At 61.7% G+C, this 22451-nt stretch carries 20 protein-coding genes and 1 pseudogene; 14 read left to right on the forward strand and 7 right to left on the reverse strand.

Annotated elements, in window-relative coordinates:
- Positions 1-57 precede the first annotated feature (57 nt).
- From BUS06_RS16120 to BUS06_RS16140, 5 genes are all read left to right on the forward strand, one after another.
- Entirely contained in the window at positions 58-1686 is a 1629-nt protein-coding gene (locus BUS06_RS16120) for a methyl-accepting chemotaxis protein (protein WP_074265175.1), read from the forward strand.
- 145 nt (positions 1687-1831) lie between these two features.
- Positions 1832-2467 carry an SRPBCC family protein gene (locus BUS06_RS16125; RefSeq protein WP_074265176.1) on the forward strand — a complete coding sequence of 212 codons (636 nt, stop codon included), beginning with the start codon at positions 1832-1834 and terminating at the stop codon, positions 2465-2467.
- 14 nt (positions 2468-2481) lie between these two features.
- Positions 2482-3372 carry an FAD binding domain-containing protein gene (locus BUS06_RS16130; protein ID WP_074265177.1) on the forward strand — a complete coding sequence of 297 codons (891 nt, stop codon included), beginning with the start codon at positions 2482-2484 and terminating at the stop codon, positions 3370-3372.
- Positions 3365-3868: a (2Fe-2S)-binding protein gene (locus BUS06_RS16135; RefSeq protein ID WP_074265178.1), complete on the forward strand. Its 504-nt coding sequence runs from the start codon at positions 3365-3367 to the stop codon at positions 3866-3868. Before BUS06_RS16130 ends, BUS06_RS16135 begins: the two co-directional genes overlap by 8 nt.
- Complete coding sequence (locus BUS06_RS16140) at positions 3862-6258, forward strand: xanthine dehydrogenase family protein molybdopterin-binding subunit (protein WP_074265179.1); 2397 nt, start codon at positions 3862-3864, stop codon at positions 6256-6258. The genes BUS06_RS16135 and BUS06_RS16140 overlap by 7 nt, the downstream gene beginning before the upstream one ends.
- Here BUS06_RS16140 and BUS06_RS16145 read toward each other — a convergent pair.
- From BUS06_RS16145 to BUS06_RS16160, 4 genes are all read right to left on the reverse strand, one after another.
- Positions 6251-6886: a TetR/AcrR family transcriptional regulator gene (locus BUS06_RS16145; protein WP_074265180.1), complete on the reverse strand. Its 636-nt coding sequence runs from the start codon at positions 6884-6886 to the stop codon at positions 6251-6253. The genes BUS06_RS16140 and BUS06_RS16145 overlap by 8 nt on opposite strands.
- Positions 6883-8802: a S9 family peptidase gene (locus BUS06_RS16150; protein WP_074265181.1), complete on the reverse strand. Its 1920-nt coding sequence runs from the start codon at positions 8800-8802 to the stop codon at positions 6883-6885. The genes BUS06_RS16145 and BUS06_RS16150 overlap by 4 nt, the downstream gene beginning before the upstream one ends.
- 84 nt (positions 8803-8886) lie before the next feature.
- On the reverse strand, positions 8887-9366 hold the full coding sequence (locus BUS06_RS16155; protein WP_074265182.1) for a VOC family protein: 480 nt from the start codon (positions 9364-9366) through the stop codon (positions 8887-8889).
- Between the two features lie 136 nt (positions 9367-9502).
- The gene (locus BUS06_RS16160) at positions 9503-10435 is read right to left on the reverse strand and encodes a LysR family transcriptional regulator (RefSeq protein ID WP_074265183.1); all 933 of its coding nucleotides are present in this window, start codon (positions 10433-10435) and stop codon (positions 9503-9505) included.
- Positions 10436-10550: 115 nt separating this feature from the next.
- Here BUS06_RS16160 and BUS06_RS16165 point away from each other — a divergent pair, with 115 nt between their 5' ends.
- The 5 genes from BUS06_RS16165 to BUS06_RS16185 all read left to right on the forward strand — a co-directional run bounded on the left by BUS06_RS16165 (position 10551) and on the right by BUS06_RS16185 (position 16304).
- Positions 10551-11429 (forward strand): alpha/beta fold hydrolase, encoded by an 879-nt coding sequence (locus tag BUS06_RS16165; protein ID WP_074265184.1) that lies wholly within the window; start codon positions 10551-10553, stop codon positions 11427-11429.
- A 47-nt stretch (positions 11430-11476) separates the two neighbouring features.
- Positions 11477-12901 (forward strand): 3-isopropylmalate dehydratase large subunit, encoded by a 1425-nt coding sequence (leuC, locus tag BUS06_RS16170; RefSeq protein WP_074265185.1) that lies wholly within the window; start codon positions 11477-11479, stop codon positions 12899-12901.
- On the forward strand, positions 12894-13532 hold the full coding sequence (gene leuD, locus BUS06_RS16175) for a 3-isopropylmalate dehydratase small subunit (RefSeq protein WP_074265186.1): 639 nt from the start codon (positions 12894-12896) through the stop codon (positions 13530-13532). Before leuC ends, leuD begins: the two co-directional genes overlap by 8 nt.
- Before the next feature lie 49 nt (positions 13533-13581).
- Positions 13582-14892: an MFS transporter gene (locus BUS06_RS16180; protein WP_074265187.1), complete on the forward strand. Its 1311-nt coding sequence runs from the start codon at positions 13582-13584 to the stop codon at positions 14890-14892.
- A gap of 86 nt (positions 14893-14978) precedes the next feature.
- Positions 14979-16304, forward strand: a complete 1326-nt coding sequence (locus BUS06_RS16185; RefSeq protein ID WP_074265188.1) for a hypothetical protein — start codon at positions 14979-14981, stop codon at positions 16302-16304.
- A gap of 62 nt (positions 16305-16366) precedes the next feature.
- Here BUS06_RS16185 and BUS06_RS16190 read toward each other — a convergent pair.
- Positions 16367-17330: pseudogene (locus BUS06_RS16190) on the reverse strand (GlxA family transcriptional regulator).
- Between the two features lie 127 nt (positions 17331-17457).
- Between BUS06_RS16190 and BUS06_RS16195 the strand changes: the two are divergent.
- Both BUS06_RS16195 and BUS06_RS16200 read left to right on the forward strand, forming a co-directional pair.
- Positions 17458-17865: an MAPEG family protein gene (locus BUS06_RS16195; protein ID WP_074265189.1), complete on the forward strand. Its 408-nt coding sequence runs from the start codon at positions 17458-17460 to the stop codon at positions 17863-17865.
- A gap of 13 nt (positions 17866-17878) precedes the next feature.
- Positions 17879-18790: a LysR family transcriptional regulator gene (locus BUS06_RS16200; RefSeq protein WP_074265190.1), complete on the forward strand. Its 912-nt coding sequence runs from the start codon at positions 17879-17881 to the stop codon at positions 18788-18790.
- Here the strand turns inward: BUS06_RS16200 and BUS06_RS16205 are convergent.
- Positions 18766-19392: a cupin domain-containing protein gene (locus tag BUS06_RS16205; RefSeq protein WP_074265191.1), complete on the reverse strand. Its 627-nt coding sequence runs from the start codon at positions 19390-19392 to the stop codon at positions 18766-18768. The genes BUS06_RS16200 and BUS06_RS16205 overlap by 25 nt on opposite strands.
- A gap of 270 nt (positions 19393-19662) precedes the next feature.
- Here BUS06_RS16205 and BUS06_RS16210 point away from each other — a divergent pair, with 270 nt between their 5' ends.
- Both BUS06_RS16210 and BUS06_RS37460 read left to right on the forward strand, forming a co-directional pair.
- Positions 19663-20550 (forward strand): SDR family oxidoreductase, encoded by an 888-nt coding sequence (locus BUS06_RS16210; RefSeq protein ID WP_074265192.1) that lies wholly within the window; start codon positions 19663-19665, stop codon positions 20548-20550.
- A gap of 394 nt (positions 20551-20944) precedes the next feature.
- Positions 20945-21514 carry a hypothetical protein gene (locus tag BUS06_RS37460; RefSeq protein ID WP_143787534.1) on the forward strand — a complete coding sequence of 190 codons (570 nt, stop codon included), beginning with the start codon at positions 20945-20947 and terminating at the stop codon, positions 21512-21514.
- A gap of 31 nt (positions 21515-21545) precedes the next feature.
- Here the strand turns inward: BUS06_RS37460 and BUS06_RS16220 are convergent, their stop codons facing one another.
- Positions 21546-22430 carry an NmrA family NAD(P)-binding protein gene (locus tag BUS06_RS16220; protein ID WP_074265194.1) on the reverse strand — a complete coding sequence of 295 codons (885 nt, stop codon included), beginning with the start codon at positions 22428-22430 and terminating at the stop codon, positions 21546-21548.
- Positions 22431-22451 lie beyond the last annotated feature (21 nt).

The following is a 22451-nucleotide window of genomic DNA, read 5'->3' on the forward strand; positions in this document are numbered from 1 at the left end:
AAGACGCTGCTAACAAAAAGAAGTTCCTTTCCACAGGTCGCTGTGCAGGAGACACCCATGAGCCGCCTGAGCCTGAATGCGAAACTATGGTCGGTCCTCGTCATCATGTGGATCGGGCTACTGTTGCTAGCCTGCTCCACGGCGTGGGAATCGCGCCAGAGGATGCTCGACGATCGCAAGAGCGCCATCGAGAACATCGTTGAAGCAGCAACCGGTGTAGTCGACGATCTCGCCGCTCAGGCGGCGACGCATGCAATCAGTGAGGATGAGGCAAAGAAGCAGGCGCTGGCCCGCCTGCAGTCGATGCGTTACGGCAAGGACGGATTCGTGATGGTCACCGACTCGCATCCCGTCGTGCTCATGCACCCCACCCTGCCTGATTTACGCAACAAGGATGTCAGCGCGTTCAAGGGACCAAACGGCACGCTGGTCTTCGTCAATATGGTGCAGACGGCGCAGGCGCATGGGCAAGGCTACGTCGAGTATCTGGGGCGTATCCAGAAGGCCTCAGGCTACGTCGCCGCGAACAAGCTCACCTTTGTCAAACGGTTCAAACCATGGGACTGGTATATCGAATCGGGTCTCTATCTGAACGACATCGACGACCTGTTTCATGCCATGTTGCTGCAATACCTGCTGATCGTTCTCACGATTGGCGCGCTGGTCTCGGCGGCGATGCTGCTCATCAGCCGCAACGTGCGGCGCAGCCTGGGTGGCGAGCCATCCTACGCCGCTGAAATCGCCAACCGGATTGCCAATAACGATCTGACCGCCGTAGTCGATACCGCGCCGGGTGACCGCTCGAGCATGCTGTTTTCAATGAAGCTCATGCAGGACCACCTCACGCGAACCATCGGCACGATTAAAAATTCTGCCGACTCGATTGCCACTGCCTCGCAGCAGATAGCGGCAGGCAACCTCGACCTCTCGCAGCGGACCGAAGAACAGGCCGCGTCGCTCCAGGAAACTGCCACGAGTATGGAAGAACTGACGAGCACGGTTCATCACAACACGGAAAATGCCCTGCAAGCGAGCGCGCTGGCCAATAGCGCCTCTGATACCGCGCAGCGTGGCGGGGCAGTCGTGGGACGCGTCGTCGAGACGATGCACGGGATCTCCAGCAGCTCCGCCAGAGTGGCCGACATTATCAACGTCATCGAAGGCATCGCGTTCCAGACCAATATCCTCGCGCTCAACGCAGCGGTCGAGGCAGCGCGAGCCGGCGAGCAAGGCCGCGGCTTCGCTGTGGTTGCCAGCGAGGTACGCAATCTCGCGCAACGCAGCGCGACCGCCGCCAAGGAAATCAAGGCGCTTATCGGCGAGTCAGTGGATCGGGTACAAGCCGGCGCCAGGCTGGTCGAAGAGGCCGGCAATACGATCGAAGAAATCGTCCATGCCGTGAAGCGCGTGACCGAGATCATGAGCGCAATCTCGTCGGCATCGCAAGAACAGAGCACTGGCATCGAGCAGGTCAACCGGGCGGTCACGCAAATGGACCAGGTAACCCAGCAGAACGCTGCGCTCGTCGAAGAGGCCTCGGCGGCGGCGCAGTCGATGGCCGATCAGGCTCAGGAACTGCGTCACGCTGTGGCGGGCTTCAAGGTCGGCAATCTCGACCCGGCGCGTACTACCGGCGCCGGAACCGCGCACCTGGCATCCCCACTGCCCTCGTTTGGGCCATCCTGACCCCATCAAATCCCCCGTTAAGCGGGCGTCGCGCTGCGATTTCACATGATCCGGCAACGCGTCTAAAAACACTCCCATATTTACCAACCGGTTAATAAGGCGCAGAATAGCGCATGAAATTGGGGTTTATATCAGGAGGCGGCAGATGGAATTGTCCGGCAACCAGTTGATGGCGGCGCCGAGAAGCGCCGTATGGGAAGCGCTTCTCGACCCCGCGGTCCTGCAGCGCTGCATCCCCGGATGCGAGGACGTCGCCCGGGTTTCGGATGAAGAAACGCACGTGCGGATTCTGGTCAAGCTGGGTCCGGTGCGCGCCAGGTTTACCGGCAAGATGTTCATGTCCGAGGTCGATCCGGCCAGGCATTGCAAGCTTTCGTTCGAAGGCGTGGGCGGTGGCGCGGGGTCGGCCAAGGGCTCTTCGAACGTCGAGTTGTCGGATGAGGCCGGTGGCACGCGGCTGACCTACTCGGTGGCAGCGTCCGTCGGCGGGAAGCTGGGACAGATCGGCGGGCGGTTGATCGATTCGTCCGCGAAAAAAATGGCCGACGAGTTCTTCGCCGGCCTGCAACGGCAACTCAGCGGAGGCGCGATTGCCGATGATGCCCCGCTTGTCGCCGAAGCCGCGGCTCGCCCGACGAACGCGCCCCCCTCGCCGGAACGCCGGCCCAACACCTCGCCGTCGTCGCTATGGCCTGAAGGGCGATTCGCGCCCGAACTGGCGCGGGCCGGATGGTTTGCGCTCGGTGTGCTCACAACGCTTCTCCTGACGCATCTTGCGTAAAGGCAGACTCGCTCATGAAAGCAGCCGCGTTTGACTATGTACGCCCTCGGGAAATAGCCCAGGTTTTTGCACTGCTCGAAGAGTACGGCGATGAGGCCCGGATCATTGCCGGCGGGCAGACGCTGCTGGCAACGCTCAACATGCGCTTGTCCGAACCTCAGCTATTGATCGATATCGGCGCCCTCGACGCACTGCGCGGCATCAGCGTTTCCGGCGATCACTTGCGGATCGGCACGCTTGTCACTCATGCGCAAATCGAAGACTCGGATCTCGTGCGGCGCCACGCGCCGCTGCTCTCGGAAGTTGCGCCGCACGTTGCTCACCGGGCGATCCGCAACCTCGGGACGTTCGGCGGTTCGATCGCATTCGCTGACCCCGCCGCCGAGTGGCCCACCTGTCTGGTCGCGCTGCGTGGCTGGGTGATCGTTTCCGGCGCCACTGGCGAGCGGCGGATCCACGCCGACGACTTCTTCCTCGACCTGTACACCACCGCCTTGCAGCCAGGCGAGGTCATCCTTGCCTGCGAAGTGCCCGTGGCGACTGCGGCATCGAATCATCAGTTTGACGAACTGGTCCGGCGTCATGGCGATTACGCCATCGTCGGCGCAGCGGTCACGGGCGGCATGACGGCCAACGGGCTGATTGAAAATCCACGGGTGGTCTTTCTGGGCACTGGCAATGTCCCCGAAAGAGCTCATGCCGTGGAGGCTTTGCTGGAAACGACCGCTTTGACCCGCAACACGGCGTCGCAATTCGCCGACGCGCTCGACATCGATCCGGCCGCCGATCTCTACCACTCCGCGCAAACCAAGCTGCATTTGTCCCGCGTGGTCCTGAAACGTCTGCTGCACAAGTTCGCCGAGGCCCGCATCGAAGTTCGGCACGAAGGAGACCAACATGCCTGAGCGCATGACTATCCGGCTTGAAGTGAACGGCCGCGCGGTTAGCTGCGAGGTCGAACCGCGTACGCACCTGATCGACTTTCTCAGGGACTCGCTGCAGATCAAAGGCGCGCGGGTCGGCTGCGAGCATGGTGTATGCGGGGCCTGCACGGTCCGGCTCGACGGCAGGATGGTGCGCGGCTGTCTGCTGCTCGCGGTACAGGCGCAGAACGCGCGCGTCGAAACGATCGAAGGCGCCAGCGACCGCGGTGACCTCGCCGAGCTACAGGCTGCGTTCCATGCGAGAAATGCCTTGCAGTGCGGCTTCTGCACAGCGGGCATGCTGATCGCCGCGGCCGAACTGATCGAACAGAAACCGCACGCCAATCGCGACGAGATCCGCAAATTCATGTCCGGCAATTACTGCCGCTGTACGGGATACCAGGCAATCGTCGACGCCATCGCGGACGTTCTCGAAGCCCGCCTGCAGCGCACCGCGGCACAGGTGCCATCATGCTGAGAAAACGCCAGCAGAACGACATCGGGCTTGATGAACGCCGCTATATCGGCAGCGCAGTCGCCCGGCCGAATGCACGCCGGCTGCTGCAGGGACGCGGCACCTACGTGGATGACATCGCGCTGCCGCGCATGGCGCATGTGGTCTACTGGCGCAGCCCCGTCGCTCATGCGCGTATCACCGCCTTCGATAGCAGCTTCGCGCGCATGATGCCGGGCATCATCGGCATCTATCAGGCGAGCGATCTGGAAGGCGTGTGCAAGCCGTGGGTGGCCACCTTGTCGCACCTCGCGGGGATGAAGTCGGCGGTCCAGTACCCGCTCGCACCGGGCCATCTTTGCTGGCAAGGCGAGCCGGTCTACGCGGTGGTGGCCGAATCGCGCCGTGAAGCGGAAGATGCCATGCCGTACCTGCAGGTGGAATGGGAGGAGCTGCCGGTCGTGGCAGACATGGAGCACGCCCTCGATGCCGATGCTCCCGTGATTCATCCGGAGCTTGGCGACAATCTCTGCTTCACCCGCACCATCGACACGGGCAATGTGAGCGCGGCCTTCGCAAGCGCAGACCTGGTTGTAGAGGAAACCTACCATTTCGGCCGTCATACCGGCGTCACGATGGAAACGCGCTCGGTGCTCGCGGACTTCAATGCCGCGGACAACACCCTGACCGTATATCACTCGCACCAGGCACCGCACATGATGCAGGATCTTTACTCCCGGCACCTGGATTTGCCGGAGGGATCGGTGCGCGTTATCTGCAAGGACGTGGGAGGTTCTTTCGGCATCAAGGTCCATTCCTATCCCGACGACTTTGCGACAGTGGCATTAGCCAAAAGCCTGAGGCGGCCCGTCAAGTTCGTTGCGGACCGGTTGGAGTCCTTCGCCAGCGACATCCATGCGCGCGAGCATCGCGTTCACGCGCGGCTCGCCGCGATGGCCGACGGGCGCATCGTCGGCTTCGAAATCGACGATCTGAGCGGTGTCGGGCCCTACTCCGTGTATCCCAGGACCAGCGGCATCGAGGGAAACCAGGTGCTCAATATCACCGGCGGGCCGTATCAGCACGAACATTACCGTGCAGTCCTGCGCGTCGTCTTTCAGAACAAGTCACCGATGAGCCAGTACCGCGGGGTCGGCCACCCCATCGCGTGTGCGGTGACCGAAGGCATCGTCGATCTTGCGGCCCAGCGGCTCGGTATCGATCCGCTGGCGTTGCGGCGCATGAACGTCATGCGCGACGACAGCTATCCGCGCACCGCCGCTTCGGGCATCAAGCTCGAGGGTCTGTCACACGAGGCATGTCTGGATGAGATCGAGGAGATGATCGATTACGGGCGGCTTCGCGAGGAACAGCACACGCTGCGTTCGCAAGGCGTATACCGGGGTATCGGCATCGCCAGCATGGTGGAGCTGACCAACCCCGGCGCGGCTTTCTACGGCGTCGGCGGAGCACGGATTGCCGCGCAGGACGGAGCAACGGTACGGCTGGATGCGGGGGGCGGAATTAGCGTGCTGGTCAGTGTGGGCGAACAGGGCCAGGGCACGGAAACCATCTTCGCGCAGATCGCGGCAGATACGCTGTCGATGCCCATCGGCTCCGTCCGGGTCGTCACCGGCGATACCGGCGTTACGCCCTATGGCGGTGGCACCTGGGCCTCCCGCGGCGCGGGCATCGGCGGCGAAGCGGTGCTGCAGGCTTCGATCGCACTCTGCGCACAGGTGATCGACTTTGCGGCCCGCCTCCATCAGCGCGAGCGCAGCGGCCTCACACTGGCAGACGGCGCTGTCGTGGACACCGCGACGGGCGAAACCGTTGCGCGCCTCGTCGACCTCGCTACCCAGGCATACTTCCGCCCGGACACCCTGCCGCCCGGCATTCATCCGGAACTGTCAGCGACGCGGCACTACGCCCAGCGCGACTATCCCTTTGTGTTCACTAACGGCGTGCACGTATCGCATGTCGAAGTGGACGTGGAAACCGGCATGGTCAAACTGCTCAAGCATTGGGTAGTGGAAGACTGCGGCAGAGTGCTCAATCCGATGCTGGCGGACGAGCAGATTCGCGGTGCCGTGGTGCAGGGAATTGGCGGCGTGCTGTTCGAGGAATGTCTTTACGACGCGGGCGGTTCGCTTCGCAACGGCAACATGGCCGACTATCTGGTCCCCATGGCCGCCGAGATGCCCGACATCGAGGTCGCGCACATCGAAACGCCTACCGCAACGTCACAGCTTGGTGCCAAGGGAGCAGGAGAAGCGGGCACGGCGGGCGCACCAGCGGCCGTCATGAACGCGATAAACGATGCACTCGCGCCGTTCAATGCCCGGCTTACGTCCCACCCGATCACGCCCGAAAAAATATTGATCGCACTGGGGACGGTAAGCGCTTCTAGGTAATGAAAATGTCGCCGGCGCCTTTCATGAACGCATGCACACGATCGCCGATGATCCGGTCGAGGTTCCGCGGAAAAGGCTGCCCATAGATGAACACGCGAATGCCAATATAGAAGATGCCGCCGTGCAGTCCCCACAGATGCTCGAGTTCGGCATCGTCGAGCTTTCGAGAGGAGGGCCGGCCGAGATGGACGCGCGTCTCGCGAATGATGAGCGGGAACAGTCGACGCTTGAGCAAGGCCAGATACTTCCTGGGGATGTAGCTGTCGTTCATGCCCGACAACAGCAGGATGCGGACCCAATCGCGCGTCAGGATGGTGCGGGCATAGTCGATATAGAAACGCGTCAGGCGTTGCTCCAGCGGCACCTCGGCGTCGACCACCCACTGCTCCCATTCGCGCTTCCATCTGCCTAGATAAACTTCCTCATAGACCCGTTCGATTAACGCCTGCTTGGTCGGGAAGTAATGGTAAAGAAGAGGATGCGTGATGCCGATCTCTTTGGCGAGGTCGCGCATCTGCCCTCCCAGTCCCTGCTCCGAGAAGAACTGCACCGCGCCTTCCACGATCTGCTGTTCGCGCGCCTCGGTGCTGAGGCGACGCCGTGGTTGTCCCGCTGCAGATCCGCTCACTTCTTCGCGGCTCCGCCCAGATACTCGGCAAGGAACGTGTCCATCGCCTCATAGAACTCGAACATGTTCTCTTCGTTGTGAAAACCGTGCCCTTCGTTTTCCTTGAGGATGTATTTGACATCCACACCACGGGCCCGCAATGCGTCGACGATCTGATCGCTCTCTGCCTGTTTGACTCGCGGATCGTTGGCGCCTTGCGCAACAAGAAGCGGCGTCACGATCCGGTCCACGAAGAACAGCGGCGACGCATTGTGCAGTGCCTGCTTGCCCTCTTCGGTCCGCGGGTCGCCGATCATCTCGTACAACATATCGAGCATCGGCTTCCAGTACGGAGGCATCGATTCGAGAAACGTGAAGAGATTCGATACCCCGACATAATCGACGGCCGCCACATATCGGTCCGGCGTAAACGTGACGCCCGCCAGCGTCGCATAGCCACCGTAACTGCCGCCGTAGATCGCGATACGCGCCGGATCGACGATCCCTTGTGACACGAGCCAGTCGACGCCGTCGTCGATATCGTTCTGCATCGCCCGGCCCCATTGCCCGAAACTGGCCTCCCAGAAAGCGCGTCCGTATCCCGTGGAACCGCGGAAATTGATCTGCAGCACCGCATAGCCGCGATTCGCAAGCAGTTGCGCTTCGGCATTGAAGCCCCACATGTCTCTCGCCCAGGGACCGCCGTGCGGATTGACGACCAGCGGCAAGCGCTCGGCGACATCCTGCCCCAGCTCGAATCCCGCGGGCAACGTCAGATATCCACTGAGTGGCAGGCCGTCGCGTGCCGTGAAGCGAATCGGCGACATCGGGACCATATCGGCTGGATCGAGCCACGGCATCATGTCCGCAAGCCTGGCTAGCTGTCGACGCGCGACATCGTAGATCCACACGGAGCCGGCCGACCGATCGCTTGTGGTACGCACGATCGCGCGCGACTCGTCGCGCGTGATACTCGCGATGCTAATTTCCTGATCCGGCAATTGCCGCTCAAGATCGGCCATGACGTCTCGCGCCCAGTCGTCGAAAAAGTGGCGATGAACCCGATCGTCGATGTATGACGCAGCTGTCAGCACGCGCCGATGTTCTGAATACGCGAGATCGCCCACATCGACATGCGCGGTTTCGAACAGCAACGCACCCTCTTCACCCGTCTGCGGATCGAACTCGAAAAATGCGGCTTTGTCGCGCCCCCGATTCGACAACACGTATAAGCGTTTGTCGTCGAAGGTAAAGAACAGCGGCGCAACAGTCTCGCGAAAGTCCGTCGTCAGAATGGCCCGGAAAGCCTCTGCCTCGGTGTCACGGTAAAGCAGCGTCTGGTTGACACCATCGGATGCGATCGCGGCGCGCAACCGCCCCTGGTGGTCAGTTAGCCAACCCATGACATTGCCGGGATTCTCGGCGATCGGTGTCAATTCGCCTGTTATGACGTCAACACGAAAGACGTCGAAGACCTGCGGATCGCGACGATTCATCTGGATCAGCACGTGCCGGTCGTCATCCCTCAGGTCATCGACAATGTCGGCCTTGACGCCATCGAACGGCGTCAGATCGCGCGGCTCGCCGCCGTCGATCGGCACCGACAGCACGTGGAAGTTCTCGTCTCCGCCAAAATCCTTGACGAACAGAATGTGGTCGTTGCCTTTCCATGCGTGGCCGGGCACGTCCCGTTCCGTCTCGCTGGTCAACGGACGCGGCTCGCCTATGGGATTGCCTTCAGCATCGATGCCCTGCACGAATACATTCTGGCGGCCGGCGTGTCGCGCAAGAAAGGACAGATGCTTTCCATCGGGAGCGATCGTGAACGAATGCTTGTCGGGTTTGCGAAAGAAGTCTCGCACCGTGTAGTGTCTGGCCGGGCCACGTTTGGCTGGGCCACCGTTACCGCTACCCTTTTGTCGATCGTCAGCAACCATGCGTGTCTCCATGAAAACTGCATTTGAACACGAGACGCGCCTTGATGCGCGCGTGACGGGCTCGTGGCCTGGAAGGATGCGCGTTCATTCTCGAGGTGCCGCTGCGCGCTCTATGGCAGCGATATCGATCTTCTTCATTTTCATCATCTCTTCCATCGCACGCCGTCCCGCATCACGATCACTGCCGCCGACAAGCTCGATTAGCCGCCTCGGCGTGATCTGCCACGAAAAGCCCCAGCGGTCCTTGCACCAGCCGCAAGGCGCTTCCTCTCCGCCATTGTCGACAATGGCATTCCAATACCGGTCGGTCTCTTCCTGGCTATCCGTGTAGATCATGAAACTGACCGCCTCGTTCGGCTTGAAATTGGAGCCGCCGTTCAGGCCAAGAAAGCGCTGGCCGAGCACGGTGAAGTCGACCATCAACTCCGCGCCTTGTCCAATGCCCGGTATGGGCGAGACATGACCCGCGTCGACATGGCTGTCCGGAAAGTGGGCGGCGTAAAACTCTGCCGCTTCGTGCGCTTTACCTTGATCGAACCACAAGCATGTTACGAGCTCAGTCATCGCAATCTCCTTTCAGAAACACGCAGCACGAACTGGTTTTGAGGGCAGCATCCTGACACTCACGCCAACGGAACAGTTGGCATGAGCGTCGATAATAGCCTGGGTGTACAGAGCGAAGTGCACGCGACCAAAGATCTCATCTGGAAGTCTCCATGCCGCCTGTTTCTACTCCCCCGTCAAACGCACTTCGCAGGTACTCGCCCAGGAAGTCGACGAACGTGCGCAGCTTGGCAGACAGCCTGTTGCGTTCGAGGTAGATTGCGTGGATATCGGCGTTCGGGAGGGCCCATTCGACGAGCAGCGGCACCAGTTCTCCGCGTTCGATATGGCCGCTGATCTCCCACTGCGAGCGCGCAACGATACCGCGTCCATCGAGCGCCCACTGCAGCACGATGCTGCCGTCATTGCTCGACAGCGAACCATCGACTTTCACCGTCTCCGCACGCTTGCCCCGCGAGAAATGCCATGTTCCGTACGCCGAATCATTCTCGCGCAGCACAATGCACGAGTGGCGGGTCAGGTCGTGCGGCACGGAGGGCTGGCCATGCCGCTTCAGATACGCCGGCGATGCGCACACGATGCGCCGGTTCTTCAGCAACAGACGAGCGTTGATACGCGCGTCGGGGACCTCGCCGAACCGGATGCCGAGGTCGAAGCCTTCTTCCTGCAGACTCAGCGGCCGCTCAGTCAGTTGCAACTGGATCTTCATCGACGGAAAGCGCTCGACGAACTCCGATACCGCGGGTGCGATATGTGTCCGTCCGAAACCGAACGACGCATTCACTCGCAGCAGACCCGTAGGTTCGCCACGGCTACGCGTGACGAGATGCTCCAGTTCCGACAGGTCGTCGAGGATGCGCGAGCCGTTGGCGAGATAGAGCTCGCCTTCCGGCGTGAGGGAAAGACGCCGCGTTGTCCGGTTCATCAGCCGCACGCCAAGGCGCTGCTCCAGTTGCGCTAGCCGCTTGCTGACGGCGGGCGGCGTCACGCCTAGCTCGCGCGCCGCAGCCGCCAGGTTGCGGTTGCGCGCAACCAGCGCAAACAGATTCAGATCGGAAAAGCCATCCATCGCGTCACTCCCTGCCCAGGCTCATTCGTTCCTTAAAGTTACGACCGGATTGCTTTTGTGGAAACCCAATCGCCCATGGCATGAATTAGACTGCAAACAACTTCAGGAGACAACCATGTTCGAAGCGTTCTGCGACGCATCGACAACCGTCGACGGCGTCCGGATTCACGCGATCAAGGGCGGACGCGGCCCCGCGCTGCTGCTCTTGCACGGTCACCCGCAAACCCACGCGATCTGGCACAAAGTCGCGCCCACCCTGGCCGAGCACTTTACGGTGATCGCCGCCGATCTGCGCGGTTACGGCGACAGCGACAAACCCCAAGGCGCCGACGACCATGCCAACTACTCGAAGCGCCGCATGGCGCTCGACCAGGTCGAACTGATGCGCGCGCATGGATTCACGTCGTTTGCGGTCGTCGGTCATGATCGCGGTGGACGCGTCGCGGCACGGATGGCGATCGACCATCCGGATGTCGTGACGCAACTCGTAACACTCGACGTCGCGCCGACCGTCGCGATGTACGAACAGACCTCATTCGAATTTGCGCGCGCCTACTGGCACTGGTTCTTTCTCGTACGTCCCGCACCCTTCCCCGAAACGCTGATCCGCGCCGACCCCGACCTCTATCTGAAGCAGACCATGGGTGCCCGCAGCGCGGGGCTCAAGCCGTTCACGTCCGAGGCTTACGCCGCCTATCTGCGTTGCCTCTCCGATCCGGCCACCGCGCACGGGATCTGCGAAGACTACCGGGCCTCGATCACCATCGACCTCGAGCACGACCGCGCGGATCTTGCGGCAGGCAAGCGCATCGTCTCACCGTTCCTCGCGCTATGGGGCGCGGACGGCGCAGTCGGCAAGTGCTTCGATCCGCTGGCGGAATGGCGTCACTGGAATGCCGACGTCAGCGGCGAGGCGCTGCCTTGCGGTCACTACATTGCCGAAGAAGTGCCGGCGTTACTCCTCGAACGCGTGCTGGCATTTCTTCAGCGCTGATTCGCTCCTGATCCGTACGTTTGATCCTTACCAGTCGGGTTTCAATCATGTCCTCACAAACGCTTTACCGGAAACTGGTCGATTCGCATACCGTATCGATCATCGACGCGGAGCACGTTGTGCTCTACGCCGATCTGCACATCATGAACGAGTACACCAGCCCACAGGCATTCGCGGGGCTGCGTGAGAAAGGCCTGCGCGTGCGGCGTCCGCATCAGCAGATGGGTATCGTCGATCACGTGATTCCGACGCGGCCGGTGCCGGTTCGCGCGCGCACGATCGAGGTCGTCGACGCCGCAAAACAGGCTACGAATTTCACGCGCAATTGTGCGGAGCATGGCATTCATCTGTTCGACGTCACCGATGCGATGCAAGGCATCGAGCACGTCGTGGCGCCCGAGATCGGACTGATCCGTCCCGGCATGGTCGTGCTGTGCGGCGACAGCCACACCACCACCTACGGCGCACTCGGCGCGCTCGGATTCGGCATCGGCACCTCGGAGGTCGAGCACGTGCTGGCCACGCAGACGCTCGTCTACCGCGTCGCGAAAGACATGCGTATCGTCGTGGACGGCACGCTGCAACCGGGCACGACTTCGAAGGACGTCGTGTTGCACATCATTGCGCAGATCGGCGCGCAAGGCGCGCGCGGATACGCGGTCGAATACGCAGGAGAGGCGATAGCCGCACTGTCCGCCGAGGCGCGCATGACCCTCTGCAATATGACGGTGGAAGCCGGCGCGCGCGCCGCGTTGATCGCACCGGACCGCACGACGCTCGACTATGTCTGCAGCAAGGTACGCGATCTCGATGCGCAAACTCTAGACGCCGCGCGCTCAGCGTGGTCGCAACTGCGCTCGGATGCCGATGCGCATTTCGACGTCGAACACCGGTTCGACGCAACGCGCGTCGCGCCCTATGTCACGTGGGGCACGAGCCCGGACCAGGCGATTCCGGTCGACGGCCGCATTCCCAACGCCGACGCCACGGACGGCTCCGGTCTCGACGTCGCGACGATGCGCAAGGCGCTCGACTACATCGGACTGCCTGGTGGCGCGCCGATCGAAGGCACGGCGATCGATCGCGTGTTTATCGGCTCGTGTACGAATGCGCGGATCGAAGATCTGCGTGCGGTCGCCGCCGTCGTGCGAGGCCGCAAAGTAGCATCGACGGTGCGCGCGATGGTTGTGCCGGGCTCGGGCATGGTGCGTGACCAGGCGGAGCGCGAGGGCATCGCGCAGTTGCTAATAGAGGCCGGATTCGAATGGCGCCAGCCGGGCTGCTCAATGTGTCTGGCGATGAACGACGACGTGCTCGCACCGGGCGAGCGCTGCGCATCCACGACGAACCGCAATTTCGAAGGGCGCCAGGGGCGCGACAGCAAAACCCATCTGATGAGCCCCGCGATGGCCGCCGCTGCCGCGATCGCCGGACGCATCGTCGACATTCGCAAGGAGCTGACTCATGGCTAAGCCGTTCATGATCGCGGGCACCGCCGCCCCGCTGCCGGTCAACAACCTCGATACCGACCAGATCATGCCGAAGCAGTTTCTGCTCGGCATCGACAAATCGGGGCTCGCGCGCGGCCTGTTGCACGACCTGCGCCTCGATGCGGATGGCCATGTGCGCGAGAATTTCGTGCTGAACCGCCCCGAATACAAGGGCGCGAAAATCCTGATCGGCGGTGCGAACTTCGGCTGCGGATCGAGCCGCGAACACGCGGTATGGGGCCTGCAGCAGGGAGGTTTCGAAGCGGTGATCGCGCCGAGCTACGGCGAGATCTTTTACTTCAACTCGACCAACAACCGTTTGCTGCTTGTCACACTGCCGCCTGAGCAGATCGAGGCGCTCGTCGCCGAACTCGAGAACGGCAGCGACAAGCACGTATCGATCGACGTTGAGAACGAGGTCGTGCTGACGCCTTCGGGACAGCACTATCGGTTCTCGCTGCCCGCGCGCCAGAAGCAGATGCTGGTGGAGGGGCTCGATATGATCGGCTTGACGCTGCGCGAGGAGAAGGCGATCGACGCCTTTGAGACGCGCCACTGGGCAGCGCAGCCGTGGTGCCGTATCGATCTGCCGGCGCAGCAGAATCACCATTGAATAAGACCAGGCGCCAGGCACGCTTGATAGCGTTACATAGGAGACAAGAATGAGCACCACCATAGTCCATCCGCAGGAGGACGCCGCGCTGGAGACTCGCGTCGTCAGAAAGATCTCGCGGCGCATCACGCCGTTTATCATCGTTCTGTACTTCCTGAGCTTTCTGAATCGCGTGAACGTCGGCTTCGCAGGCCTCACGATGAATCACGACATCGGCCTCACGCAGGCCATGTTCGGTGTCGGTGCGGGGATTTTCTTCGTCGGCTATATCGCTGCCGGCATGCCGTCGAATCTCGCGCTGCAACGTATCGGCGCGCGCCGTTGGATCGCACTGCTGATGGTCGCGTGGGGTGTTCTGTCGGCGGCCACGGCGTTCGTCAGCGGTCCGTACAGCTTCTATACGCTGCGCTTCGTACTCGGTCTCGCGGAAGCAGGCTTTTTCCCCGGCATCATCCTGTACCTGAGCTACTGGTTTCCGGCGCGCCATCGGGCGTTCGTCACGGCCATGTTCATGACGGCGGCGCCACTATCGAACATGATCGGCTCGCCGATCTCCGGTGCGTTGATGAGCCTCGAAGGTTTCGCCCATCTGCACGGCTGGCAGTGGCTGTTCCTCGTCGAGGGCGCGCCAACCGTGCTGCTCGGCGTCGTCTCGTTCTTCTTCCTGACCGACCGGCCGGAGGATGCGCAGTGGCTCGCGCCCGCCGAGCGCCAATGGCTGAGCGGCGAGATGCAGCGCGAACGCGATGGCAAGGCGGCGCAGAGCAAGTCGAGCGTCTGGAGCGCGGTGAAGGATCCGCGCGTGCTGCTGCTCGCGCTCGTCTATGCGGGCACCTCGACCGGCCTGTACGCGATCGGCATCTGGGCGCCGATGATCATTCACCGCTTCGGTTTCAGCTACTTCGAACTCGGTCTCGTGAACGCGATTCCGAATCTCTTCGCGGTCGTCACGATGGTGCTGTGGGCGCGCAATTCGGATCGCACCAACGAACGCCGCCTGCACGTCGCGATCGCGTGTCTCGCGGCCGGGATCGGGATGCTGATGTCTGGACACGCAAGCACGGTGATCGTGCTGATCGTCGGACTGTCGATCGCGAACTTCGGCATCAATGCGGCAAAGCCGCCTCTGTGGAGCATGCCGACGCAGTTCCTGTCGGGCTCCGCCGCGGCGGCGGGCATTGCGCTGATCAATGCGATGGGCAGCCTGATCGGCGGCACGATTGGTCCGATGGTGATCGGCCGGTTGCGCGATATGAGCGGCGACTACTCGCTCGGCTTGTATTTCGTCAGCGCGACGCTGCTCGTCTCCGCGGTGCTGTCGTATCTGTTCGGTAGGCGCACGCGGCGCGGCGGCGCGTGAGGTCGCGGGGACTTCTTTCGCTGGCCGCTTCCGGGGTATCCTACGCAAGATCCGATTTACCGCTGTTCGATACCCCCTTCACGCGCATGCAAAAGCTCATCATTCATATTGGCGCAGGCAAATGCGGCAGCTCTGCGATTCAGGCCTATCTCGGTGCCAACGCGGCATCGCTCAGAGCGCAAGGCGTACTGATTCCTGGCCTCGACCTGACGATGAACGCGAGCATCGCCGGTCAGCAAATCAACTTTTTCCTGAATCTGGTCAACGCGTCGCCGTCCGCTCAGGCTCCGCATCAGCCTACCCGGCTGGACGCGGTGTCCATCGTGCGGCGACGTCTGGCCGCACTCAAGGAAGAGATGGTCAGAAGCAATCTGCACACGCTGGTGATCAGCGCCGAGAACCTGTCCGACCAGCACGCGTTTTCGAGCCTCTTTGCGGAAGAGAAAGCACATTTCGATGTGCATATCGTTGCCTACATCCGGCGTCAGGACGAGTATCTCTCGTCTGCATGGGGGCAATGGTACGTAAAGGCTTACGAGAGTATCGACGAATACCTCGCGGCCCGTGTTCCGGTCGACGGCGACTGGTACGCCATGCTAAGCCCATGGTTGCGAGACTTCGGCCGGGACCGGGTTCACGTCCGCCGGTTCGATCGAAAGTCCATGTACAACACAGACGTTGTCGACGATTTCATCACCATCACCGGTCTGCCTGTCGACGCAGGTCATAAGAGAGTCGGCGTCATCAATGAAAGCAATGACGAGCGGTTGATTGCTCTGGCACACCATGTGCGGGACGAGTTCTCGTCGATCCACGACACGTCTTTCTACGACGTCATGAACGGCGTCCTCGGCAAGGAGAACCGTCCAAAGAAATCGAAGCCTTATCTTTTCGATCGAACAACACGGCTGAGAATTCTGGATGCTTACGCCGGGAGCAATGAAAAAGTAAAGACGACATTCTTCCCGGAGATCCCTTCCGACACTGCCCTCTTTCCGCCGCCAGGTGAAAACGATGTGCTGGATTTGAGCCCCGTCGAGAAGCTCGAACGGGAAGTGTCCATGCTGACAAGAATCGTCTATTCTCTGGCGAAGAAATTGAGTGAGCCCGCCGCCAAAGAAATTCCTGTCGCGCAGACCGTGAGTTCACCGGCCAAAGGAAATCCGGTGGTTACTCAAATCATTGGCACGATCGCCGTTCCCGGGTCCAAGGTGTTAAGAGAAGCCCTAAGCAGCCAGTGGTATGCGGAGCGGAACCAGGACGTCAGGAACGCGGGCTTCGACCCCTACTCGCATTGGTGCGATTTCGGAATGAAGGAAGGCAGGTTGCCGGCTCCGGACCTCGAGAAGCTAATGGCTGAGTTATCGGCAGAGCGAAACGCACTATCGCAGCAGAAGCCTGGGCCTGCCTAAGCGGAACGCTCGCCCAACAACGGTACATCGAATCAGCCCAGGATCGGGACAAGCGCGTTGTATCAACGCATCTCCGCGCGCAGTTCCCGCACCCCTCGGCCGAGCTTGCGACGCAACAAGGTCCGCAATGTCGCGGCGTCGGCATAGCCCACCTCGCTCGCAATGGATTCGACGTCGAAACCAATCGAAAACGAGGTGCTTCGCCCGTTCGATTCTCAGGTCCTGGAAGAACGCCATCGGCGACTTCCCGAGCACGGCCTCGGTGCGGCGCTGCAAGGTGCGTGTGCCGACGGACAATGCGCTCGCCGCATCCTGAAGCGAAAACCCCCGTGCCAGATGGTCGCGAGCCCAACGCTCGAAGCGTGCGATCAGCGGATCGGCGTGGGCAAGATAGTCCGGAATGATGTAGTGCGCCTGCGACGACCGCTTGTCGATGAGCATAAAGCGGGCGACGAACGCAGCCAGATCAGGACTGGCCTGACGCACCAGCCACAGCGCGAGATCGAGGTGGCCCATCATGGTGCCCGCGGTCACGACGCGATCTGCTGCGACGACCATGCGCGAATCGTCCAGCGTAACTGCCGGATAGCGCTGACGGAAGAGCGGCGCCAGCGGCCACGCTGTAGTTGCCGCAACGTTGTCCAGCAGCCCGGCTTCAGCGAGGAGAAAGGTCCCGAGACACGCCGCCGCGATGCCGACGCCTTCTGCATGCCAGGCACGAAGGTACGCGATCGCGTCGCGCACGTCGGATCGTTCCAGCGCTGCAAGCAACCGCTCGGGCTGTTTGGTATTCGGCGCGGGGACCACCACCCAATCCGTCTGACCAATACTGCTCACCGGCTCGACCGCGGCGGACAACCCGAGCGCCGTACGGACCTGTCCGCCGAATCCGACGATCTTCACGTCGAAGGGCGGCGCGGCGAATCCTTGTGCCGCGGCCAGTTCGTTGGCCGTCGCGAAGGTATCCAGCAGAACCGTCAGGCCGGTGTCGAATACGCCATCAAGAGCGAATATAGCCAGTCGCATGTCACAAATGAACCCGTTAATGTCATTAGCGACTATAGCCCCTCGCAGAAGCGACGGCTAGACTGCGGAGCAATGCGGCCATGGCAATCCGATTGGCCGAACAACCGATCCGCCGGAGCACCGCTCAATGAAACTCACGCCCGAACTCTATTTCCTCACGCTCGTCGCCTCGGCCACGATCCTGATGTGGATTCCCTACACGCTCGCAAGGATCGTGACGCGCGGGTTGATTCCGACGTTGGGCAATCCCGATCCTTCGCTGCCGCCCGACCCCGCCTGGGCCGAGCGGGCACGGCGCGCTCACACCAATGCGATCGAGAACCTCGCCGTCTTCGCCCCTCTGGTGCTCACCGCAGCGCTCATCGGCGTAAGCACGCCTGCGACCGTCCTCGCTGCAAAGCTTTATCTCATCGCCCGACTTGTCCACTATTGCGTCTATGCTGCTGGGGTTCCCGTCTTGCGCACCCTCGCCTTCCTGGCCGGCGTCGTGGCGACGCTCATGTTTGCGCTCACCCTCCTCCACCATATTGCGTAGCTACGCATCCGCCATGTCCGATCTGCGTAACCTGACCTTCGAACATCTTCTGAATTACATCGCGGTAGTGGAGACCGGTTCGTTCACGCGGGCAGCAGAGCGGCGCGGCGTCGGGAAGACGACGGTCAGCGACAGCATCCAGCGGCTGGAACTCGAGCTGGGCGCCACGCTCCTTGTCAGGACGACGCGGCGTATCAGTGTGACGGAAGCAGGCGCATCGTTCTTCGAAACGTGTCGCGAGATCGTGCGTCTTGCCGAAGAGGCCATGTCCCTGGCCAGCCCTTCTCAGGATGATCTGCGCGGCACCTTGAGGGTCGCGTCTTCGGTCGAGTACAGCGCGATCGTTCTTGCTCCGGTGCTTGCGCGCATGCGAAGCGCGCATCCGCGGCTGCGCCTCGAGATCGTATCCGGGGATCGCGCTATCGATCTGATTGCGGAAGGCGTCGACGTCGCCATCCGCCTGGGTGAACTGACTGATTCGAGCCATCGCGCGGTGCGCATCGGCGAATATTCGAAGTGGCTGGTCGCCGGTCCCGACTTTGTCGTGCGCAATGCGCTTCCTGAAGACGTTGGCGATGCGGCGAAGCTGGCCTTCGTGGGACTCTCGGTTCTCGCACAGCCGTCACGCTTCGAGTTGTGTAGCGCCGCTGGGGATTCACGCGAGATCGAATTCGTTACCGGTCTGTTTGCCGATACTGTCTACGCGTGCCGCGCGGCAATCGCGGAAGGCGCGGGCATCGGCCTGCTGCCCGACTTCTCGGTTCGCGCGGATATTGCCGCGGGCCGGCTCGTACGTGTGTATCCAGACTGGTCAACCGCGCCCATGACGATTCATGCGTTGCTCCCCCCGGGCAGACATACCGCGCCGAAAGTCCGGGCGTTGATCGATATGCTCAAGGATCATTCACGCGTCGCACGCAGATGACCGTGACGAAGCAGGATGACCGTCGGCACTTCGGCGAATGGCGCGTGCCGGGCGCCAGGATGGAGGCGCAGCCAAGTTCCAGCCGGATAGTGTTCGTTCGCATCCCTAAGTTCTCCGCTCAACACGAATATTTCTTCGCCACTCGGATGCGTGTGATCGTGGGTCTGCGCGCCCGGGTGAAACTCGACCAGGCTGACGTGCTGCCTGCCGCTCGCTAGCGGAGCAATATGCATCCGTGGATTGATTCCATTGCGCCACACTCGAGCTCTCGCACTCCGAACGATTGGATCACAGCGGGAAGCGGATGCTTCGCGATAGATGAGCAGACGTGCCCCACCGTCGCCCGCTTGCACGAGGGGTGCGTCGCAGCGAATGAGGAAGTCGTCGGCATTGAATGTGTGGCCGTTTATCGCAACGTTGCCTCGCAATACATACAGATCGTGCCGCTTCCCCGCATCGAGCGTGTACGTCGCCGAGGGGCCGAAATCTACGATGCCGGCCCACTGCGATTCCGCTGCATCGGTCAGATCGGTGACCCTGCGCGTCTCTCCCGGCACCGCGTCCGGATCGATCCACTCACGTTCAATCAGTTTCGTTTGCATGATGTGCCCCCTGGTTTGGCTGATGCGAGCGCTCACCGGCCGGTTAGCCGTCGAAGCCATTGTGCGCAATGACATCGCATGTCAGAAGGGGCCGGCGCGGCGAAACACAATCCGGGTTTGCCGGACAATGCGCTGCCGCTGGCGGTAGCAAAGCGTGTCCAGCCTCCCCGCCATCCGGATCCTGTTAGTGCTCTTACTATGATGACGTCACTACTGCTACGGAACGGGAAATGGCCGGATAGTAGAGGAGACAACCAGGGAGGTTTCAGTATGCGTATTTTTCTAACCGGCGCGACAGGCTTTATTGGCGCGACCGTGGTCCCCGAACTCATCAAGGCTGGACATCAGGTAATCGGCATGACGCGTTCCGACGCGGGCGCTCAAGCGCTGATCGATGCGGGAGCGGAGGTGCATCGCGGAACGCTGGAGAATCCAGACACGCTTCGCAGCGGCGCGGAGAAAGCAGATGCCGTCATCCACACGGCATTCGATCACGACTTCTCCCGCTTCGTCGAGAATTGCGAAAAGGACAAACGTGCGATTGCCGCACTAGGGTCGGCGCTGGCGGGCTCCGATCGTCCTCTCGTCATTACCTCCGGAACCGGCATAGGCAGCGGTGAACATGGTGAACCGGCGACGGAAGATGTCTTCAATATCAGCCATCCTAATCCGCGCATCGCATCCGAACTGGCCGGAAACGAGCTGCTGGAAGCAGGCATCAACCTGTCGGTGGTACGACTGCCGCAGGTTCACAACCCGTACAAGCAGGGGCTTATCTCGCCGCTCGTTGCCATCGCTCGCGAGAAAGGCGTCTCCGCCTACGTGGGCGAGGGCCGCAACCGTTGGCCGGCATGCCATGTCTCCGATGTCGCGCTGCTCTACCGCCTCGCCATAGAAAAGCGCCAACCGGGCGCGCGCTATCATGCCGTCGCCGAAGAAGGCGTCAGTAGCCGTGAGATCGCCGAGGCGCTTGGACGCGGTCTGAAGTTGCCCACCGTTTCAATCTCCCCAGATGAGGCGGCGGCACATTTTGGCTGGATGGGCATGTTCGTCGGCCTCGATATGCCGGCCTCGAGTGCCAAAACCCAGGCGCTGCTGAACTGGCACCCAACCGGTCCGACACTGATTGCCGATCTCAACGAAGCGCGATTTGTCTAGTCGCTGCGTTGGTTAAGGCCGATTGTTCGCCGCGGAAACAATCGAGGTTAAAGCGCTCGTCGCGACGAGCCTCACCCTTCCCCCATTTGCCGGACTCTGGCGGCGAACGCGTTCAGGGCGAATGCTGACGGCCGTCTTCGATGAAACTCACCGCTGCGGCCGGGGTTCGGCATAGTGCCGCTGCCAGACTGGCAATTTCGTCAAAGGCCTGGCAGTCACGCCGACAGGCGCCTCGCGCAAGATCCCGAAACGAAAATATTTCAGGAAATCGGCTCAAGAAACGCTTCAGCCTGCCGTTATCACGAGGATAGGCCGGTAATCGGGCGCTTCTCTGGTGTTGGCCAGTCAGCCCCAAAGCCGCGTCGCATTGCTTTCGAGCCAATCGAGGGATTCCATGCAAATCCAGCCGACCACCACCGCCACGGCTTTCACCGCCGGTACAACCACCGCGACCACCTCGGGTGACGCGCCGTCCGCTTCGAAGGCTCGCACTGCCGCCTCGTCAGCCGCGGCTGGTGATGTGTCCGCTAGCGCGGTCGCCTCGCCTGGGGCGACGTCATCGAGTGAAGCATCGGGCGCAGCTTCGTCCGGGTCGACCTCCTCCGCTTCCGCTTCAGGTACGGGCGGCGCAGGGGGTGGCGGAGGTGGCGGCGGCGGATCGGTGTCTTCCAGCAGTTCCTCGACCGAGCTCGACGAAATGAATGCGCTCGCCCTTTCGCTCGAAGCCCAGCTGGCGCAAGTATCGTCAGCCGGCGGCTCGGCGGGAGGCGCTGACGCCAGCCAGATCAACCAGATCAAAGCCCAGTTGCAAAGTGCTCAAAGCTCGTTGAGCGAAGCACTGCAGAGTTCGAATACCAGCGAACTCAGCCAGATCGAGAGTCAACTGCAAAGCGCGCAAGGCGCCCTCGCGCAGTTGATGCTGGCTAGCGGTCAGACGACGGGGTTGGTTTCGAGTAGTGCGTGAGGGAGGCGCAGTTCGACCCGTTGTCGACTGGTCAGTCTGCGAAGACCGCCGCGTGCTTCCGAATGAACGCCTCAACAGTCATAGGCGGGGTTCCCGTCAGTTCTTCGACCACCTTGTTGGTACCAGCGAAAATGCCATTCTGGTAGTCGACCGCGACAGACAGAAGATGCTGTGAAAAAGCGTCGCTAAATTTCGAATCGGTATCCAGACGCTTTTCGAACATGTCGAGGTCAATCGGCTGGTACCTCACTTCCCGCTCCAGGGCCCTGCTCATTTCATCAGCAATCTGATGGTGGTTCATCTCGACGGGGCCGTATAGCGGGTAGACCTTGCCCGCGTGCGGAGCTGGATCACGAAGAATCGCAGCGATCACGCGGCCCTGGTCTTCTGCTGCAATCGGTGCATGACGCCCGTTACCAAAGGGCAGTCGCAACGTCCCGTCCTTTTTTATGTTTGCAACCTGGCCGGGATAAGTCAACCATTGCGCGAAGAACGTCGGGCGAATGTGGGTGACCGGGATTCCTGACCAGTCAAATACCCTCTCCGAAATCCAGTGGTCGCGTGCGGCGTGACTCGTTGCGTTCCGGCGAGCGGAAATTTGCGACATGTTGACGATCCCGCCGATTCCAGCCTCCCGGGCCGCCTGAGCAAAATAGACGCTCGCCTGTATGCCCCCCGCTTCGATTGGATAGACAAAGTACGCCGAAAAAATGCCCTCAAGAGCGCGTGCCACGTCATCCAGACTGGAGAGGTTGCCGACCAGAACCTCGACTCCACGCGCCTTCAGTCGTTCCGAACGTTGGTCCTCCTTCCGCACCAGTGTGCGCACCTTTTCACCCGCCGCGAGAAGTGCTTCGGTGGCTGCTCCGCCGGTGTCGCCGGTTGCTCCAGCAACAAAAATTTTCTGACCAGACATTTTGAACGCTCCACGCTGAAG

The sequence above is a fragment of the Paraburkholderia phenazinium genome (genome assembly GCF_900141745.1).
GTDB classification, from domain to species: Bacteria; Pseudomonadota; Gammaproteobacteria; order Burkholderiales; family Burkholderiaceae; genus Paraburkholderia; species Paraburkholderia phenazinium_B.